Source organism: Shigella sonnei, assembly GCF_002950395.1.
In the GTDB taxonomy this organism is placed as follows: domain Bacteria; phylum Pseudomonadota; class Gammaproteobacteria; order Enterobacterales; family Enterobacteriaceae; genus ECMA0423.
Genome location: NZ_CP026802.1, coordinates 2,976,712 through 2,993,367, shown reverse-complemented (window position 1 = coordinate 2,993,367; position 16,656 = coordinate 2,976,712). Strand labels below are relative to the sequence as shown.

The 16,656-nt window shown below is 47.9% G+C and carries 13 protein-coding genes and 5 pseudogenes; 10 read left to right on the top strand and 8 right to left on the bottom strand.

Annotated features, from left to right (window positions below; translation table 11 throughout):
• Nucleotides 1-40: 40 nt before the first annotated feature.
• Nucleotides 41-379 (bottom strand): annotated as a pseudogene (locus C1P89_RS15575) (IS110 family transposase); the annotation flags it as partial.
• Nucleotides 380-661: 282 nt separating this feature from the next.
• Between C1P89_RS15575 and nhaA the strand changes: the two are divergent.
• Nucleotides 662-1,828 carry a Na+/H+ antiporter NhaA gene (gene nhaA / locus C1P89_RS15570; RefSeq protein WP_000681368.1) on the top strand — a complete coding sequence of 389 codons (1,167 nt, stop codon included), beginning with the start codon at nucleotides 662-664 and terminating at the stop codon, nucleotides 1,826-1,828.
• Between the two features lie 65 nt (nucleotides 1,829-1,893).
• Nucleotides 1,894-2,793 carry a transcriptional activator NhaR gene (nhaR, locus tag C1P89_RS15565; RefSeq protein ID WP_005139207.1) on the top strand — a complete coding sequence of 300 codons (900 nt, stop codon included), beginning with the start codon at nucleotides 1,894-1,896 and terminating at the stop codon, nucleotides 2,791-2,793.
• Between the two features lie 37 nt (nucleotides 2,794-2,830).
• Here nhaR and C1P89_RS15560 read toward each other — a convergent pair whose 3' ends face one another.
• The 4 genes and pseudogenes from C1P89_RS15560 to C1P89_RS15545 all read right to left on the bottom strand — a co-directional run.
• Nucleotides 2,831-3,790: a hypothetical protein gene (locus tag C1P89_RS15560; RefSeq protein ID WP_000871664.1), complete on the bottom strand. Its 960-nt coding sequence runs from the start codon at nucleotides 3,788-3,790 to the stop codon at nucleotides 2,831-2,833.
• 12 nt (nucleotides 3,791-3,802) lie between these two features.
• Nucleotides 3,803-4,456 (bottom strand): annotated as a pseudogene (locus C1P89_RS15555) (fimbria/pilus outer membrane usher protein); the annotation flags it as partial.
• Between the two features lie 21 nt (nucleotides 4,457-4,477).
• Nucleotides 4,478-5,509, bottom strand: coding sequence for an IS630-like element IS630 family transposase (locus C1P89_RS15550; protein ID WP_005136263.1), 1,032 nt, complete (start codon nucleotides 5,507-5,509; stop codon nucleotides 4,478-4,480).
• A 102-nt stretch (nucleotides 5,510-5,611) separates the two neighbouring features.
• A pseudogene (locus C1P89_RS15545) lies at nucleotides 5,612-5,746 on the bottom strand (fimbria/pilus outer membrane usher protein); the annotation flags it as partial.
• Nucleotides 5,747-5,802: 56 nt separating this feature from the next.
• Here C1P89_RS15545 and C1P89_RS15540 point away from each other — a divergent pair.
• A protein-coding gene (locus C1P89_RS15540; RefSeq protein WP_094096600.1) for an IS1-like element IS1A family transposase occupies nucleotides 5,803-6,500 on the top strand; the annotation gives its coding sequence in 2 pieces (ribosomal slippage) (nucleotides 5,803-6,052 and nucleotides 6,052-6,500; 699 coding nt in all).
• 16 nt (nucleotides 6,501-6,516) lie between these two features.
• Here C1P89_RS15540 and C1P89_RS15535 read toward each other — a convergent pair.
• The 3 genes and pseudogenes from C1P89_RS15535 to rpsT form a co-directional block, all read right to left on the bottom strand.
• A pseudogene (locus C1P89_RS15535) lies at nucleotides 6,517-7,065 on the bottom strand (fimbria/pilus outer membrane usher protein); the annotation flags it as partial.
• Between the two features lie 254 nt (nucleotides 7,066-7,319).
• Nucleotides 7,320-8,740, bottom strand: a pseudogene (gene espX1 / locus C1P89_RS15530) (type III secretion system effector EspX1).
• Between the two features lie 485 nt (nucleotides 8,741-9,225).
• Nucleotides 9,226-9,489 carry a 30S ribosomal protein S20 gene (gene rpsT, locus C1P89_RS15525; protein WP_001274021.1) on the bottom strand — a complete coding sequence of 88 codons (264 nt, stop codon included), beginning with the start codon at nucleotides 9,487-9,489 and terminating at the stop codon, nucleotides 9,226-9,228.
• A gap of 102 nt (nucleotides 9,490-9,591) precedes the next feature.
• Between rpsT and C1P89_RS15520 the strand changes: the two genes are divergently transcribed.
• The 7 genes from C1P89_RS15520 (at nucleotide 9,592) to rihC (ending at nucleotide 16,618) form a co-directional block, all read left to right on the top strand.
• Complete coding sequence (locus C1P89_RS15520; RefSeq protein WP_001295417.1) at nucleotides 9,592-9,810, top strand: DUF2575 family protein; 219 nt, start codon at nucleotides 9,592-9,594, stop codon at nucleotides 9,808-9,810.
• Between the two features lie 7 nt (nucleotides 9,811-9,817).
• Nucleotides 9,818-10,759, top strand: a complete 942-nt coding sequence (gene ribF, locus C1P89_RS15515; RefSeq protein ID WP_000767329.1) for a bifunctional riboflavin kinase/FAD synthetase — start codon at nucleotides 9,818-9,820, stop codon at nucleotides 10,757-10,759.
• Between the two features lie 42 nt (nucleotides 10,760-10,801).
• Nucleotides 10,802-13,618, top strand: coding sequence for an isoleucine--tRNA ligase (ileS, locus tag C1P89_RS15510; protein ID WP_001286857.1), 2,817 nt, complete (start codon nucleotides 10,802-10,804; stop codon nucleotides 13,616-13,618).
• Nucleotides 13,618-14,112, top strand: a complete 495-nt coding sequence (gene lspA / locus C1P89_RS15505; RefSeq protein WP_000083372.1) for a signal peptidase II — start codon at nucleotides 13,618-13,620, stop codon at nucleotides 14,110-14,112. Before ileS ends, lspA begins: the two co-directional genes overlap by 1 nt.
• A gap of 124 nt (nucleotides 14,113-14,236) precedes the next feature.
• Nucleotides 14,237-14,686: an FKBP-type peptidyl-prolyl cis-trans isomerase gene (gene fkpB / locus C1P89_RS15500; protein ID WP_000004655.1), complete on the top strand. Its 450-nt coding sequence runs from the start codon at nucleotides 14,237-14,239 to the stop codon at nucleotides 14,684-14,686.
• Between the two features lies 1 nt (nucleotide 14,687).
• Nucleotides 14,688-15,638, top strand: a complete 951-nt coding sequence (ispH, locus tag C1P89_RS15495) for a 4-hydroxy-3-methylbut-2-enyl diphosphate reductase (RefSeq protein ID WP_001166395.1) — start codon at nucleotides 14,688-14,690, stop codon at nucleotides 15,636-15,638.
• A 65-nt stretch (nucleotides 15,639-15,703) separates the two neighbouring features.
• Nucleotides 15,704-16,618: a ribonucleoside hydrolase RihC gene (gene rihC, locus C1P89_RS15490; RefSeq protein ID WP_001239119.1), complete on the top strand. Its 915-nt coding sequence runs from the start codon at nucleotides 15,704-15,706 to the stop codon at nucleotides 16,616-16,618.
• Nucleotides 16,619-16,656 lie beyond the last annotated feature (38 nt).

Sequence of the window (16,656 nt, the reverse complement as noted above, 5' to 3'; positions counted from 1 at the left end):
GAAAATGGCAAATAACGGTCAAACATCGTGGCGTTGACACTCCTGCACGCAGTGAACGCACAAGTCTGATGGCATCACGGCGATCGGTTTTAACCCGCTCCCCCGGTTTTTTCGGGATAAGTGAGGGGGCGCAGACCATGCAGTCAAAACCGGATTTCACCAGCCGGCGATAAAGTCCATAACCACAGGGCCCCGCTTCATAAACGATACTGACCTGCGATGACTTTGACCTGAGACGTTTACAAAGATTCTGAATATCAGTAGGTGATGTGCCAATTTTACCCATCAGTTCAACAGGTTCTGAATTGATAGCATAAGCGACAGTAATCGATTCTTTGTGAACATCTAACCCGACGTACAATGTGTTATTGTTGTTCATGCTGGCCTCCGTGGTGGAAATACCGGGGTGTAGCAACAGCTCACCCATGCGGCTCTGACAACGATGTTAACCCGCGTTAAATATCCCACGTTGGCCAGCATCTGTCTCACGGAAAGTCATACTGCCTTACAGCCGTCAAAAACTCATCTCACCGCTGATGGCGCAAATCCTTTAATTGCTCGTAAAAAACGAGTTATTCCTACACTATAATCTGATTTTAACGATGATTTGTGCGGGGTAAAATAGTAAAAACGATCTATTCACCTGAAAGAGAAATAAAAAGTGAAACATCTGCATCGATTCTTTAGCAGTGATGCCTCGGGAGGCATTATTCTTATCATTGCCGCTATCCTGGCGATGATGATGGCCAACAGCGGCGCAACCAGTGGATGGTATCACGACTTTCTGGAGACGCCGGTTCAGCTCCGGGTTGGTTCACTCGAAATCAACAAAAACATGCTGTTATGGATAAATGACGCGCTGATGGCGGTATTTTTCCTGTTAGTCGGTCTGGAAGTTAAACGTGAACTGATGCAAGGATCGCTAGCCAGCTTACGCCAGGCCGCATTTCCGGTTATCGCCGCTATTGGTGGGATGATTGTTCCGGCATTACTCTATCTGGCCTTTAACTATGCCGATCCGATTACCCGCGAAGGGTGGGCGATCCCGGCGGCTACTGACATTGCCTTTGCACTTGGTGTGCTGGCGCTGTTGGGAAGTCGTGTTCCGTTAGCACTGAAGATCTTTTTGATGGCTCTGGCTATTATCGACGATCTTGGGGCCATCATTATCATCGCATTGTTCTACACTAATGACTTATCGATGGCCTCTCTTGGCGTCGCGGCTGTAGCAATTGCGGTACTCGCGGTATTGAATCTGTGTGGTGTACGCCGCACGGGCGTCTATATTCTTGTTGGCGTGGTGTTGTGGACTGCGGTGTTGAAATCGGGGGTTCACGCAACCCTGGCGGGGGTAATTGTCGGCTTCTTTATTCCTTTGAAAGAGAAGCATGGGCGTTCTCCAGCGAAGCGACTGGAGCATGTATTGCACCCGTGGGTGGCGTATCTGATTTTACCGCTGTTTGCATTTGCTAATGCTGGCGTTTCACTGCAAGGCGTCACGCTGGATGGCTTGACCTCCATTCTGCCATTGGGGATCATCGCTGGCTTGCTGATTGGCAAACCGCTGGGGATTAGTCTGTTCTGCTGGTTGGCGCTGCGTTTGAAACTGGCGCATCTGCCTGAGGGAACGACTTATCAGCAAATTATGGCGGTGGGGATCCTGTGCGGTATCGGTTTTACTATGTCTATCTTTATTGCCAGCCTGGCCTTTGGTAGCGTAGATCCAGAACTGATTAACTGGGCGAAACTCGGTATCCTGGTCGGTTCTATCTCTTCGGCGGTAATTGGATACAGCTGGTTACGCGTTCGTTTGCGTCCATCAGTTTGACAGGACGGTTTACCGGGGAGCCATAAACGGCTCCCTTTTCATTGTTATCAGGGAGAGAAATGAGCATGTCTCATATCAATTACAACCACTTGTATTACTTCTGGCATGTCTATAAAGAAGGTTCCGTGGTTGGCGCAGCGGAGGCGCTTTATTTAACTCCACAAACCATTACCGGACAGATTCGAGCGCTGGAAGAGCGCCTGCAAGGCAAATTATTTAAACGCAAGGGACGTGGTCTCGAACCCAGCGAGCTGGGAGAACTGGTCTATCGCTATGCCGATAAAATGTTCACCTTAAGCCAGGAAATGCTGGATATTGTGAACTATCGCAAAGAATCCAATTTATTGTTTGACGTTGGCGTGGCTGATGCACTTTCCAAACGCCTGGTCAGTAGCGTACTTAACGCCGCAGTGGTAGAAGGCGAGCCCATTCATCTTCGCTGCTTCGAATCCACCCACGAAATGCTGCTGGAGCAATTAAGTCAGCATAAACTGGATATGATCATTTCTGACTGTCCGATAGACTCTACGCAGCAGGAAGGCCTGTTCTCCGTGAGAATTGGCGAATGTGGCGTGAGTTTCTGGTGTACAAATCCACCACCAGAAAAATCGTTCCCGGCTTGTCTGGAAGAACGGCGACTTTTGATTCCTGGGCGACGTTCAATGTTAGGGCGCAAATTGCTTAACTGGTTTAACTCCCAGGGATTAAACGTAGAAATCCTCGGCGAGTTTGATGATGCCGCGTTGATGAAAGCTTTTGGTGCGATGCACAATGCAATCTTCGTTGCCCCAACGCTTTATGCATATGACTTTTATGCCGATAAAACTGTCGTAGAAATTGGTCGCGTCGAGAATGTGATGGAAGAGTACCATGCTATTTTTGCTGAGCGGATGATTCAGCACCCGGCGGTACAGCGAATCTGCAATACGGATTATTCTGCGCTTTTTAGTCCAGCGGCGCGTTAATCGGCACCTCCCCCAAAGTTAAGGTGGGGGAGATAGATTAGTTGTACATAACCACGATTTTGACTCGGCTCATTATTTGCCCGCTTGAGACATTATTTCCATATGTACGCGGGCGAATAAATAGAGGAATCTGATTACTTCCTTCATGGGGATGCTGAAAAGAGTAGTAATTGCTTTTACCATACTGGATTTCATTCGTACCATCATTGGAGAGTTGAAAGCCTACTTGACCCGCACCGTCCTCACTGTTTTCTAACTCATTTTTTAATATGCTGGTTCCTGACTCCTGTATCGTCACTGGTTCAAAGTAATATTCAACATCACTGGGTTCAAAAACTAATTCACCTTGCTCGCCCTGGATGCAGTCAAATCTTATATGATGAAACTGATAATTTTCATTATTGATACGAGACAGTACAAATCGTCCAGTGTCGATGGATTGATCTTCAAAACCACAGGTCATTAAATTTACCTGTAAAATAGTATTTAAATTATAATTAAAGCGGACGCTATTACAATTAGTATTATTCCCTGTACATGAACTCACTTCAATTTCGAACAACAAAGGAAAAGGAGTTCCTGGAAAAATATCTGCGGTGTTGGAACTATCTGATACAGATGCGATAGAGTATGGAATGGTGAAATTTATCGCAGATAGCATTTCTTCTAAATTATAAGATGACCTTCCTGGAAGCTCTATTTTTTTACCGTCAGATTCAAAGGGGAAATTAATAATATAATGACGACTTCCGACTTTAAACCTTAAAGTGTTCTGTGTTAAAAAATGAACTTTAATGGCGTTGGTCGTCTCTTGTAAGTCTGCACACTCAATGATATTTCCGGTGTTTTCAATTTTTTCGGCGGTGAGATTACCTTTCATACTCAGTGGCTTGAGTATATATGTTCCACGTTGTTCCCCGACATTGGTCAATGCACAGGGAGCACTTTGCACAATAAAAGAATATAGACTCAAGGTGATTAATAAAAGCCACTTCATAGTAAACTCCTTTTACTGGCATATATATGTTTTGTTTTCATCGATAACGTGTTGAAAAGTAATAGTACAGAATAAGTTCTGTTCATCATTGAGAGCAACTTTTATTCCAGTGGGAATTTCATCTACGCGAATAAAAAGGCGACTACCCTGGCCAACGACTCCAATATTATTTTCCTGGAGATCCAGTACGTCATAGCCAAAGGTTAATGGCGAACCATCGGGACGCAGTGCCTGTATATACCAGGGCTTACGTTGGTCAGTTGTAAACTGCACATAAGAAACTGCTCCACGGTAAGGTGCAATAATTTGACGATTGCCCTGCAATTCTGTTTCACTTTCACTGTTTGCTATATCAAGTACCAGATGGTTTTCACGATGAGGTATTATCAGGTCGTAAACAACCTGGCCTTTGCTGTTTGTTCGATTGTATTTTTGTCCATTAATATGTGCACCTTCTAACCCAGGCGCATCCAGAATTGCAAATGTATCGGATAACTGGTTAGTGATATTAATACCACCGGGCCAGACAACTAATCCACTACTAATACTTCCACCACTTTGCCAGGCGTTTTTAGAATGACTATAGCTGCCATCTATTATGGCGATGGGAGTTCTCCAGCTTAAATTCGTACCAAGCGAGGTATCATTATTTTGTTGTTGCTGATTAAATAGCTGCGCTTAATACCGCTACACTTTTGCCAGCCCATGTTTGCCTCCGGGGAATGGGCTGACGGTTTCCATAAAATGGCGAACTTTTTTCAACAGTTGCCACATTGAGCTGCACTGATGATTACGCGTTATTGTGTCGTGAAGTGCCTGCCATAGCCGTTCAACATGATTCACCCATGGCGAGTAAACCGGCTGATAAATGACCCTGAACTTCGGGTTCTCCTTCAGCCAGCTCTGTGTTTCCCGGCTTTTGTGGATAATGTAGTTGTCCACGATCAGCGTGATGGTTTTCGCCCGACGGTATGTCGCTTTAAGCCGCTTCAGCAGGCTGATGAACAGCGCCGAACTTTTGCTGTTGCCGCCCACACAGCTGACTTTACCTGTCCCGCTGTGCAGCGCTCCGGCCAGATAATATTTTTCATTCTGTCCCGGCGTGACCACCCGTTTTTGCTGTCCGCGCAGTTGCCAGTCCGCACCGATTTTGGGATTAAGATGGATATCCACTTCATCTTCATAAAAGACCGGATGCTCTGCGCTGCATTCGTCCAGTGCTTTATGGATTGCTGCCATCTTTTCATCTTTATGCGGGTCACGGATACGCAGAGTTGGCGCAGCCCTTCGCCACACAATCCCCGCAGACGGCAACCAGCGGCGAACGGTTCCGGCATTTAACTGGCAACCGGTTATCTCATTGATTTTTATTGCCAGCAGTTCTGTACTCCAGCGTGAACGCTGGTAGCCAAAGTCGCCGGGAGAATGTTTTACCAGCTCACGTAACAGTGTGCAGATATGCTCAAACGGCCAGCGACGGGCACGCCCGGCAGGTAATGATTTCAGTCCCTCAACACCCGACTGCGTGAACCAGTTAATCCAGCGTCCAACAGAGGAACGGGCGCAGCAGAGCGTTCTGGCAACGTCGCTGACACGGTCGCCCCGGTGCAGCATCAGCATGGCAGTCAGTCTGCGGGCATAATTTTTATCGTGTGTTTTATGGATGGCTTTCTGCATCAGGCGTCGTTCGTCACGGGAAATTGGTGCTATGATCGGCATTGCTCAGTCCGGTTGGTGATTTGTTTTGATTTGGCGATTGATCAGATCGCACAATCCGGGCTAAGTTCCCTCAAAGTGATCTACTATTCCGCGCAGCTATTTAACATATATACCATAATTTAACTGATCATGTTCACCGGCTATGCCAGTAATTCCAGTATTGTTGGAGGAATAGCCATCTTTGGAAAATGAGGTCGAATTCGATAAGTTAATTTGGTGACGTGTTTTGGCAATATCAGGTGATGCTGCCAACTTACTGATTTAGTGTATGATGGTGTTTTTGAGGTGCTCCAGTGGCTTCTGTTTCTATCAGCTGTCCCTCCTGTTCAGCTACTGACGGGGTGGTGCGTAACGGCAAAAGCACTGCCGGACATCAGCGCTATCTCTGCTCTCACTGCCGTAAAACATGGCAACTGCAGTTCACTTACACCGCTTCTCAACCCGGTACGCACCAGAAAATCATTGATATGGCCATGAATGGCGTTGGATGCCGGGCAACTGCACGCATTATGGGCGTTGGCCTCAACACGATTTTACGTCACTTAAAAAACTCAGGCCGCAGTCGGTAACCTCGCGCATACAGCCGGGCAGTGACGTCATCGTCTGCGCGGAAATGGACGAACAGTGGGGCTATGTCGGGGCTAAATCGCGCCAGCGCTGGCTGTTTTACGCGTATGACAGTCTCCGGAAGACGGTTGTTGCGCACGTATTCGGTGAACGCACTATGGCGACGCTGGGGCGTCTTATGAGCCTGCTGTCACCCTTTGACGTGGTGATATGGATGACGGATGGCTGGCCGCTGTATGAATCCCGCCTGAAGGGAAAGCTGCACGTAATCAGCAAGCGATATACGCAGCGAATTGAGCGGCATAACCTGAATCTGAGGCAGCACCTGGCACGGCTGGGACGGAAGTCGCTGTCGTTCTCAAAATCGGTGGAGCTGCATGACAAAGTCATCGGGCATTATCTGAACATAAAACACTATCAATAAGTTGGAGTCATTACCCAATATCATCCCCCCAGTAGAAAGGAATGGAGATAAACAGATTAAAACGCTCCTCTTCTTTATTATTTTCATCATAAGATTGGCTGGCAGAGAAAGTATAACTAATGTGTTGCCAGTTATTGGAGTAACTGAATTGGTAATCTTTAGCATTTCCACTTCGCCCCCAGTAATTCCGCCAAAGCGCACTTAATGATACATTTCCCAGATTATTGGATAAAGGTTGCATAATATTGGCAGAAAGGCTATTTTTTCTGCCAATATCATAAAAATCATCATAATCACTCTGATGATAGTGTTTATCATTTTCGTAAAGATGGTCGCTGAATGTCCTGTAATCCTGCGAAGCATAACGCCAGGCGGCCACGCTAAATCGAGTGGCTGTTTGTACTAGATATTTATTATAGGCGACCTGATAGCTCGTACCTTCGTGTCTGGTATCATTATTTAACTTACTACTCGATCGGGCAGCGTAAAAAGAGATGGCACCCAGCGGTGTATTCCAACCATTTCCCAGAGTTATAGCATTATAGTTATCGGATAAAATCGTACCCGATTATGTGATCAGGTTGTTATTATTTAGATTAATGTTTAAATTTTTTAATTTCTTGATGTGAAGTTGATGAAAGTTTGAAAATTTAATATTCTTAATTGTTCCCTTCTTTATAAGAAGAGCAAGGTGCCATCATTAGAGTGACAGAGTAGGATGTTTCAGAGCATGCTTCAGATTGTTTTTTATTTCTCTGCAGTGTATTAATAATCATCACAGATAATTTCATTCTAAAATTACCTCTTTCTTTGAGTGTTTTAATCCTGATGAACTATATTTTTTATAAGGAGCATGCACTCGTTGATGCTCTGAAGGTATTTTCTCATTTTTGATGATGTTTTGTCGTAATCGTGCATAAACTTATTAAGTTCTTTATACACATCATTATTTAGCTTTACATTATCGCGAACTAAAGTTTGTACCAATGGTATCAAAATTTCGAAACGGGACGGTTTGTCATCAATACTTGCCAGGGTTTTGAATACTCCTGTGTATCTGTAACCTAAGTGCTTATTGACAAGTTGAGTGGTCCATCGGCCAGGCATAATATCTTCACAGCGCAAATTTTTTATCATGGTATTAGTGAACGATGTTCCAAATATGTTGCTTTTTTTAATGAAGAGGTTGTTTATTTCTCCATTTGAAAAGATGGTGTTTGATAAGTCGCTTTCAAAACATGATATATTGGTTAATACACAACAAAAATAATACCCATATGAAAGGTTGCTCTTTTCTATTGTTATATTTGATAGCAACATTTTATGTATATTAATATTAAGGGCAGTCAAATACTGGATCTTTTGATCGTTAAGTTCATACATCTCCAGTGATTTATTATAGGGTAATAAAAGTATAAATTCCTTTATATTATCTCCGCAGTAAGAAAAGACGACATTAAATTTATTAGTGGCCATGTTTTCAGTTGAGCAGTAAGCTGATTTTTCTATTAACCGACTGGGCACGCTTTTAAATAAAGATAATTTTCCACATAGTTTTGAATATGCCGAATTGCTAGTTTTAAAGTTCTGCCACATTATTCCCTGGTTATCATCTATCGATGAGGAGGGGATTTTATTGCATTGCTCATTGTATAGCTCAGGGAAAATATTTTTTTTAATAAGCTTTTTGATTTCCTGGTTAAGATGACTTTTTTTCTTGTCTATTGCACTGTATTTTGCGTTTTGTGACGTTTCCTGATGATCATAAAATGACTGGAGATTTCTGCAGGCCTCATAAAATATTTCAGGAGTATATAGCTGTGGGTATATTTCTTGGTTGAAGTTTGCCTTTAAAAAATTAACGAATTTTTCATGGCATTCTTGGTATATCTTAATCTCTTCAGAAAGACATTCGCTTGTTCTGTCATCAAAAACATCCAATCTAAGTAATGTGATACCTTTGTGTTTAAAAAATAAAATTGAACTGTATGTTCTATGAGTTTACATCTATAAAAATATGCATCTCTCAGATGAGTATATTGAAAAAAATGATGAAGGACTGGAGATGGTTTAGGCAAGTTATGGCTTCTAAAAAAGTCATCAAACAAAATTAAGAACTCTGTTTTATACTCGCAAAATACTTTTACTAACTCATTTTGTCTTGTTTTATTTATTATTACATCATCTACTATATTTGATTTATAAAGACAATGTGGCGAAGTTGAGATACCATTTGTCATTATCAGTCCTTGAAGTTGATGAATTTTTATTAATTTAATTTATGAGTGAATGTGACTACTATCAAAAATAGCTCATTAATTTTATGAAGTAGAATATAAATAGGTATTTAACCTGTGTTGATTGTTGTTAATTATTTACAAGATCTAATAAGGAGATATTTATGAATGGTTAAAGTGTATAGGAATTTAATTCAAAAATAGAGTGGTCTTAAGTTTAATACCTCAATGTGTATCACAATATCCACATTCTTTGTAGGGGAGTCTGGAGATTGAGTAGATATTCTTGTTCAGAATGTATCAGCCGATGGTTCTACGATTCTTAAGCCACGAAGAGTTCAGAAAGTGTAACGGCATGTCTGCAAAAGCCAGCATCTTTTGACTATCTGGCAACCGGTAGTGTGTTCTCTCACGCATCATAAAAGCAGCAGGCATAAAAAAAAACCCGCTTGCGCGGGCTTTTTCACAAAGCTTCAGCAAATTGGCGATTAAGCCAGTTTGTTGATCTGTGCAGTCAGGTTAGCCTTATGACGTGCAGCTTTGTTTTTGTGGATCAGACCTTTAGCAGCCTGACGGTCCACGATCGGTTGCATTTCGTTAAATGCTTTCTGTGCAGCAGCTTTGTCGCCAGCTTCGATAGCTGCGTATACTTTCTTGATGAAAGTACGCATCATAGAGCGACGGCTTGCGTTGTGCTTACGAGCCTTTTCAGACTGAATGGCGCGCTTCTTAGCTGATTTGATATTAGCCAAGGTCCAACTCCCAAATGTGTTCTATATGGACAATTCAAAGGCCGAGGAATATGCCCTTTTAGCCTTCTTTTGTCAATGGATTTGTGCAAATAAGCGCCGTTAATGTGCCGGCACTCGTTACGTAGTGATGGCGCAGGATTCTACCAGCTTGCGGGGTGTGAATACAGCTTTTCCGCGATAAAAATTGCAGCAGGCGGTCACTTTCTTCCCGTGATTTGCGCCATGGCAATGAAAAGCCACTTCTTTCTGATTTCGGTACTCAATCGCCGGTTAACCTTGACCGCTGTACAAGGTATACTCGGACGATTTTCACTGTTTTGAGCCAGACATGAAGCTGATACGCGGCATACATAATCTCAGCCAGGCCCCGCAAGAAGGGTGTGTGCTGACTATTGGTAATTTCGACGGCGTGCATCGCGGTCATCGCGCGCTGTTACAGGGCTTGCAGGAAGAAGGGCGCAAGCGCAACTTACCGGTGATGGTGATGCTTTTTGAACCTCAACCACTGGAACTGTTTGCTACCGATAAAGCCCCGGCAAGACTGACCCGGCTGCGGGAAAAACTGCGTTACCTTGCAGAGTGTGGCGTTGATTACGTGCTGTGCGTGCGTTTCGACAGGCGTTTCGCGGCGTTAACCGCGCAAAATTTCATCAGCGATCTTCTGGTGAAGCATTTGCGCGTAAAATTTCTTGCCGTAGGGGATGATTTCCGCTTTGGCGCTGGTCGTGAAGGCGATTTCTTGTTATTACAGAAAGCTGGCATGGAATACGGCTTCGATATCACTAGTACGCAAACTTTTTGCGAAGGTGGCGTGCGTATTAGCAGCACCGCTGTGCGTCAGGCGCTGGCGGATGACAATCTGGCTCTGGCAGAAAGTTTACTGGGGCACCCGTTTGCCATCTCCGGGCGTGTAGTCCACGGTGATGAATTAGGGCGCACTATAGGTTTCCCGACGGCGAATGTACCGCTACGCCGTCAGGTTTCCCCGGTGAAAGGGGTTTATGCGGTAGAAGTGCTGGGCCTCGGTGAAAAGCCGTTACCCGGCGTGGCAAACATCGGAACACGCCCAACGGTTGCCGGTATTCGCCAGCAGCTGGAAGTGCATTTGTTAGATGTTGCAATGGACCTTTACGGTCGCCATATACAAGTAGTGCTGCGTAAAAAAATACGCAATGAGCAGCGATTTGCGTCGCTGGACGAACTGAAAGCGCAGATTGCGCGTGATGAATTAACCGCCCGCGAATTTTTTGGGCTAACAAAACCGGCTTAAGCCTGTTATGTAATCAAACCGAAACACGGAACCGAGAATCTGATGAGTGACTATAAATCAACCCTGAATTTGCCGGAAACAGGGTTCCCGATGCGTGGCGATCTCGCCAAGCGCGAACCGGGAATGCTGGCGCGTTGGACTGATGATGATCTGTACGGCATCATCCGTGCGGCTAAAAAAGGCAAAAAAACCTTCATTCTGCATGATGGCCCTCCTTATGCGAATGGCAGCATTCATATTGGTCACTCGGTTAACAAGATTCTGAAAGACATTATCGTGAAGTCCAAAGGGCTTTCCGGTTATGACTCGCCGTATGTGCCTGGCTGGGACTGCCACGGTCTGCCGATCGAGCTGAAAGTAGAGCAAGAATACGGTAAGCCGGGTGAGAAATTCACCGCCGCCGAGTTCCGCGCCAAGTGCCGCGAATACGCGGCGACCCAGGTTGACGGTCAACGCAAAGACTTTATCCGTCTGGGCGTGCTGGGCGACTGGTCGCACCCGTACCTGACCATGGACTTCAAAACTGAAGCCAACATCATCCGCGCGCTGGGCAAAATCATCGGCAACGGTCACCTGCACAAAGGCGCGAAGCCAGTTCACTGGTGCGTTGACTGCCGTTCTGCGCTGGCGGAAGCGGAAGTTGAGTATTACGACAAAACTTCTCCGTCCATCGACGTTGCTTTTCAGGCGGTCGATCAGGATGCACTGAAAGCAAAATTTGCCGTAAGCAACGTTAACGGCCCAATCTCGCTGGTGATCTGGACCACTACGCCGTGGACTCTGCCTGCGAACCGCGCAATCTCTATTGCACCTGATTTCGACTATGCGCTGGTGCAGATCGACGGTCAGGCCGTGATTCTGGCGAAAGATCTGGTTGAAAGCGTAATGCAGCGTATCGGCGTGACCGATTACACCATTCTCGGCACGGTAAAAGGTGCGGAGCTTGAGTTGCTGCGCTTTACCCATCCGTTTATGGGCTTCGACGTTCCGGCAATCCTCGGCGATCACGTTACCCTAGATGCCGGTACCGGTGCCGTTCACACCGCGCCTGGCCACGGCCCGGACGACTATGTGATCGGTCAGAAATACGGCTTGGAAACCGCTAACCCGGTTGGCCCGGACGGCACTTATCTGCCGGGCACTTATCCGACGCTGGATGGCGTGAACGTCTTCAAAGCGAACGACATCGTCGTTGCGCTGCTGCAGGAAAAAGGCGCGCTGCTGCACGTTGAGAAAATGCAGCACAGCTATCCGTGCTGCTGGCGTCACAAAACGCCGATCATCTTCCGCGCGACGCCGCAGTGGTTCGTCAGCATGGATCAGAAAGGTCTGCGTGCGCAGTCACTGAAAGAGATCAAAGGCGTGCAGTGGATCCCGGACTGGGGCCAGGCGCGTATCGAGTCGATGGTTGCTAACCGTCCTGACTGGTGTATCTCCCGTCAGCGCACCTGGGGCGTACCGATGTCACTGTTCGTGCACAAAGACACGGAAGAGCTGCATCCGCGTACTCTCGAACTAATGGAAGAAGTGGCAAAACGCGTTGAAGTTGACGGCATCCAGGCGTGGTGGGATCTTGATGCGAAAGAGATCCTCGGCGATGAAGCTGATCAGTACGTGAAAGTGCCGGACACATTGGATGTATGGTTTGACTCCGGATCTACCCACTCTTCTGTTGTTGACGTGCGTCCGGAATTTGCCGGTCACGCAGCGGACATGTATCTGGAAGGTTCTGACCAGCACCGTGGTTGGTTCATGTCTTCCCTAATGATCTCCACCGCGATGAAAGGCAAAGCGCCGTATCGTCAGGTACTGACCCACGGCTTTACCGTGGATGGTCAGGGTCGCAAGATGTCTAAATCCATCGGCAATACCGTTTCGCCGCAGGATGTGATGAACAAACTGGGCGCGGATATTCTGCGTCTGTGGGTGGCATCAACCGACTACACCGGTGAAATGGCCGTTTCTGACGAGATCCTGAAACGTGCTGCCGATAGCTATCGTCGTATCCGTAACACCGCGCGCTTCCTGCTGGCAAACCTGAACGGTTTTGATCCAGCAAAAGATATGGTGAAACCGGAAGAGATGGTGGTACTGGATCGCTGGGCCGTAGGTTGTGCGAAAGCGGCACAGGAAGACATCCTCAAGGCGTACGAAGCATACGATTTCCACGAAGTGGTACAGCGTCTGATGCGCTTCTGCTCCGTTGAGATGGGTTCCTTCTACCTCGACATCATCAAAGACCGTCAGTACACCGCCAAAGCGGACAGTGTGGCGCGTCGTAGCTGCCAGACTGCGCTGTATCACATCGCAGAAGCGCTGGTGCGCTGGATGGCACCAATCCTCTCCTTCACCGCTGATGAAGTGTGGGGCTACCTGCCGGGCGAACGTGAAAAATACGTCTTCACCGGTGAGTGGTACGAAGGCCTGTTTGGCCTGGCAGACAGTGAAGCGATGAACGATGCGTTCTGGGACGAGCTGTTGAAAGTGCGTGGCGAAGTGAACAAAGTCATTGAGCAAGCGCGTGCCGACAAGAAAGTGGGTGGCTCGCTGGAAGCGGCAGTAACCTTGTATGCAGAACCGGAACTGTCGGCGAAACTGACCGCGCTGGGCGATGAATTACGATTTGTCCTGTTGACCTCCGGCGCTACCGTTGCAGACTATAACGACGCACCTGCTGATGCTCAGCAGAGCGAAGTACTCAAAGGGCTGAAAGTCGCGTTGAGTAAAGCCGAAGGTGAGAAGTGCCCACGCTGCTGGCACTACACCCAGGATGTCGGCAAGGTGGCGGAACACGCAGAAATCTGCGGCCGCTGTGTCAGCAACGTCGCCGGTGACGGTGAAAAACGTAAGTTTGCCTGATGAGTCAATCGATCTGTTCAACAGGGCTACGCTGGCTGTGGCTGGTGGTAGTCGTGCTGATTATCGATCTGGGCAGCAAATACCTGATCCTCCAGAACTTTGCTCTGGGGGATACGGTCCCGCTGTTCCCGTCGCTTAATCTGCATTATGCGCGTAACTATGGCGCGGCGTTTAGTTTCCTTGCCGATAGCGGCGGCTGGCAGCGTTGGTTCTTTGCCGGTATTGCGATTGGTATTAGCGTGATCCTGGCAGTGATGATGTATCGCTCGAAGGCCACGCAGAAGCTAAACAATATCGCTTACGCGCTGATTATTGGCGGCGCGCTGGGCAACCTGTTCGACCGCCTGTGGCACGGCTTCGTTGTCGATATGATCGACTTCTACGTCGGCGACTGGCACTTCGCCACCTTCAACCTTGCCGATACTGCCATCTGTGTCGGTGCGGCACTGATTGTGCTGGAAGGTTTTTTGCCTTCTAGAGCGAAAAAACAATAATAAACCCTGCCGGATGCGATGCTGACGCATCTTATCCGGCCTACAGATTGCTGCGAAATCGTAGGCCGGATAAGGCGTTTACGCCGCATCCGGCAAAAATCCTCAAATATAAGAGCAAACCTGCATGTCTGAATCTGTACAGAGCAATAGCGCCGTCCTGGTGCACTTCACGCTAAAACTCGACGATGGCACCACCGCCGAGTCTACCCGCAACAACGGTAAACCGGCGCTGTTCCGCCTGGGTGATGCTTCTCTTTCTGAAGGGCTGGAGCAACACCTGTTGGGGCTGAAAGTGGGCGATAAAACCACCTTCTCGTTGGAGCCAGATGCGGCGTTTGGCGTGCCGTCACCGGACCTGATTCAGTACTTCTCCCGCCGTGAATTTATGGATGCAGGCGAGCCAGAAATTGGCGCAATCATGCTTTTTACCGCAATGGATGGCAGTGAGATGCCTGGCGTGATCCGCGAAATTAACGGCGACTCCATTACCGTTGATTTCAACCATCCGCTGGCCGGGCAGACCGTTCATTTTGATATTGAAGTGCTGGAAATCGATCCGGCATTGGAGGCGTAACATGCAGATCCTGTTGGCCAACCCGCGTGGTTTTTGTGCCGGGGTAGACCGCGCTATCAGCATTGTTGAAAACGCGCTGGCCATTTACGGCGCACCGATATATGTCCGTCACGAAGTGGTACATAACCGCTATGTGGTCGATAGCTTGCGTGAGCGTGGGGCTATCTTTATTGAGCAGATTAGCGAAGTACCGGACGGCGCGATCCTGATTTTCTCCGCACACGGTGTTTCTCAGGCGGTACGTAACGAAGCAAAAAGCCGCGATTTGACGGTGTTTGATGCCACCTGTCCGCTGGTGACCAAAGTGCATATGGAAGTCGCCCGCGCCAGCCGTCGTGGCGAAGAGTCGATTCTCATCGGCCACGCCGGGCATCCGGAAGTGGAAGGTACAATGGGCCAGTACAGTAACCCGGAAGGGGGAATGTATCTGGTCGAATCGCCGGACGATGTGTGGAAACTGACGGTCAAAAACGAAGAGAAGCTCTCCTTTATGACCCAGACCACGCTGTCGGTGGATGACACGTCTGATGTGATCGACGCGCTGCGTAAACGCTTCCCGAAAATTGTCGGTCCGCGCAAAGATGACATCTGCTACGCCACGACTAACCGTCAGGAAGCGGTACGCGCCCTGGCAGAACAGGCGGAAGTTGTGTTGGTGGTCGGTTCGAAAAACTCCTCCAACTCCAACCGTCTGGCGGAGCTGGCCCAGCGTATGGGCAAACGCGCGTTTTTGATTGACGATGCGAAAGATATCCAGGAAGAGTGGGTGAAAGAGGTTAAATGCGTCGGCGTGACTGCGGGCGCATCGGCTCCGGATATTCTGGTGCAAAATGTGGTGGCACGTTTGCAGCAGCTGGGCGGTGGTGAAGCCATTCCGCTGGAAGGCCGTGAAGAAAACATTGTTTTCGAAGTGCCGAAAGAGCTGCGTGTCGATATTCGTGAAGTCGATTAAGTCATTAGCAGCCTAAGTTATGCGAAAATGCCGGTCTTGTTACCGGCATTTTTTATGGAGAAAACATGCGTTTACCTATCTTCCTCGATACTGACCCCGGCATTGACGATGCCGTCGCCATTGCCGCCGCGATTTTTGCCCCCGAACTCGACCTGCAACTGATGACCACCGTCGCGGGTAATGTCTCGGTTGAGAAAACCACCCGCAACGCCCTGCAACTGCTGCATTTCTGGAATGCGGAGATTCCGCTCGCCCAGGGAGCCGCTGTGCCGCTGGTACGCGCACCGCGTGATGCAGCATCTGTGCACGGCGAATCGGGAATGGCTGGCTACGACTTTGTTGAGCACAACCGAAAGCCAATCGGGATACCAGCGTTTCTGGCGATTCGTGATGCCCTGATGCGTGCACCAGAGCCTGTTACCCTGGTGGCCATTGGCCCGTTAACCAATATTGCGCTGTTACTTTCACAATGCCCGGAATGTAAACCGTATATTCGTCGTCTGGTGATCATGGGCGGTTCTTCTGGTCGCGGCAACTGTACACCAAATGCCGAGTTTAATATCGCTGCCGATCCAGAAGCGGCTGCCTGTGTCTTCCGTAGCGGAATCGAAATCGTCATGTGCGGTCTGGATGTCACCAATCAGGCAATATTAACCCCTGACTATCTCGCTACTTTGCCGGAGTTGAATCGCACCGGAAAAATGCTTCATGCACTGTTTAGCCACTACCGTAGCGGCAGTATGCAAAGCGGTCTGCGAATGCACGATCTCTGCGCCATCGCCTGGCTGGTGCGCCCGGACTTATTCACCCTCAAGCCGTGTTTTGTCGCGGTAGAAACTCAAGGCGAATTTACCTCAGGCACGACGGTGGTTGATATCGACGGTTGCCTGGGCAAACCAGCCAATGTAAAGGTGGCATTGGATCTGGATGTGAAAGGCTTCCAGCAGTGGGTGGCTGAGGTGCTGGCTCTGGCGTCGTAACCTGTCACATGTTATCGGCATGCAGTCATTCATCGACT

Bases quoted from the DNA above. Each gene is read 5' to 3' on its own strand.
- C1P89_RS15520 (WP_001295417.1), top strand. From the start codon at position 9,592: ATGTGCCGGCACTCGTTACGTAGTGATGGCGCAGGATTCTACCAGCTT.
- nhaR (WP_005139207.1), top strand. From the start codon at position 1,894: ATGTCTCATATCAATTACAACCACTTGTATTACTTCTGGCATGTCTAT.
- ribF (WP_000767329.1), top strand. From the start codon at position 9,818: ATGAAGCTGATACGCGGCATACATAATCTCAGCCAGGCCCCGCAAGAA.
- fkpB (WP_000004655.1), top strand. From the start codon at position 14,237: ATGTCTGAATCTGTACAGAGCAATAGCGCCGTCCTGGTGCACTTCACG.
- rihC (WP_001239119.1), top strand. From the start codon at position 15,704: ATGCGTTTACCTATCTTCCTCGATACTGACCCCGGCATTGACGATGCC.
- C1P89_RS15560 (WP_000871664.1), bottom strand. From the start codon at position 3,790: ATGAAGTGGCTTTTATTAATCACCTTGAGTCTATATTCTTTTATTGTG.
- lspA (WP_000083372.1), top strand. From the start codon at position 13,618: ATGAGTCAATCGATCTGTTCAACAGGGCTACGCTGGCTGTGGCTGGTG.
- C1P89_RS15550 (WP_005136263.1), bottom strand. From the start codon at position 5,509: ATGCCGATCATAGCACCAATTTCCCGTGACGAACGACGCCTGATGCAG.
- ispH (WP_001166395.1), top strand. From the start codon at position 14,688: ATGCAGATCCTGTTGGCCAACCCGCGTGGTTTTTGTGCCGGGGTAGAC.
- ileS (WP_001286857.1), top strand. From the start codon at position 10,802: ATGAGTGACTATAAATCAACCCTGAATTTGCCGGAAACAGGGTTCCCG.